This is a genomic window from Ornithinibacillus californiensis (assembly GCF_001038485.1).
In the GTDB taxonomy this organism is placed as follows: Bacteria; Bacillota; Bacilli; order Bacillales; family Amphibacillaceae; genus Ornithinibacillus; species Ornithinibacillus californiensis.
Genome location: NZ_LDUE01000062.1, coordinates 1 through 1,093 on the forward strand (window position 1 = coordinate 1; position 1,093 = coordinate 1,093).

The 1,093-nt window shown below is 45.7% G+C and carries 6 tRNA genes; all 6 read left to right on the forward strand.

Annotated elements, in window-relative coordinates:
- Nucleotides 1-70: 70 nt before the first annotated feature.
- Nucleotides 71-145, forward strand: a tRNA-Gln gene (locus TE34_RS16265).
- A 325-nt stretch (nt 146-470) separates the two neighbouring features.
- Nucleotides 471-546: transfer RNA gene (locus TE34_RS16270), tRNA-Lys, on the forward strand.
- A gap of 10 nt (nt 547-556) precedes the next feature.
- Nucleotides 557-641: transfer RNA gene (locus tag TE34_RS16275), tRNA-Leu, on the forward strand.
- 23 nt (nt 642-664) lie between these two features.
- Nucleotides 665-748 (forward strand) — tRNA-Leu (locus tag TE34_RS16280).
- A gap of 74 nt (nt 749-822) precedes the next feature.
- Nucleotides 823-899 (forward strand) — tRNA-Arg (locus TE34_RS16285).
- A 6-nt stretch (nt 900-905) separates the two neighbouring features.
- Nucleotides 906-979 (forward strand) — tRNA-Pro (locus TE34_RS16290).
- The last annotated feature ends 114 nt before the right edge of the window (nt 980-1,093 follow it).

Sequence of the window (1,093 nt, forward strand, 5' to 3'; positions counted from 1 at the left end):
GGTTAGAATGCCTGCCTGTCACGCAGGAGGTCGCGGGTTCGAGTCCCGTCCGGACCGCCATATTATTTGTTGGGCTATAGCCAAGCGGTAAGGCAACGGGTTTTGGTCTCGTGATTCCTAGGTTCGAATCCTAGTAGCCCAGCCATTTTTTTGTTTGTGATGCGTTTAACAATGTTATTTTAATTTAATCTGGACACTTAAACGATCTTAGAATCATTCATACACTAATTATTATGAGCCATTAGCTAGCCACTCACATCAATGAGGAAGCTACTATGTGCAGGCTTGCGAGGAACAACGCTTCATGAATGATCATTGCGACGAGCACAGAGTCGGTAGAGCATCGAGCATTACTTCCACCGAACAAGCTACGAGTAACCCCGATGGATACACATCCTTGAATAAGCTTGTAGAAGCAGGGGTCCTACTTAAATTAACGCGTATATAAACTAAGAAAAACTTATGAACATGAGCCATTAGCTCAGTCGGTAGAGCATCTGACTTTTAATCAGAGGGTCGAAGGTTCGAATCCTTCATGGCTCACCATTTAAACATTGCGGGTGTGGCGGAATTGGCAGACGCGCTAGACTTAGGATCTAGTATCTTCGGATGTGGGGGTTCGACTCCCTTCACCCGCACCACTATATAAATTGTCCGTATTAATGCGGTCGTGGCGGAATGGCAGACGCGCTAGGTTGAGGGCCTAGTGGGAGGTAATCCCGTGGAGGTTCAAGTCCTCTCGGCCGCACTTGTTCCAGTTATTGGTAATTAGAATATGTTGATTTGACTTATTCAGTGTGGTATATTTGAACAGTTGCTTTTGCGCCCGTAGCTCAATTGGATAGAGCGTTTGACTACGGATCAAAAGGTTAGGGGTTCGACTCCTCTCGGGCGCGCCATTTAATCGGGAAGTAGCTCAGCTTGGTAGAGCACTTGGTTTGGGACCAAGGGGTCGCAGGTTCGAATCCTGTCTTCCCGATCCGAGACTTTAATCTCAGATATTTATTGACAAATTATATTTTTATAATAATGCGGGTGTAGTTTAATGGTAAAACTCTAGCCTTCCAAGCTAATGTCGTGGGTTCGATTCCCA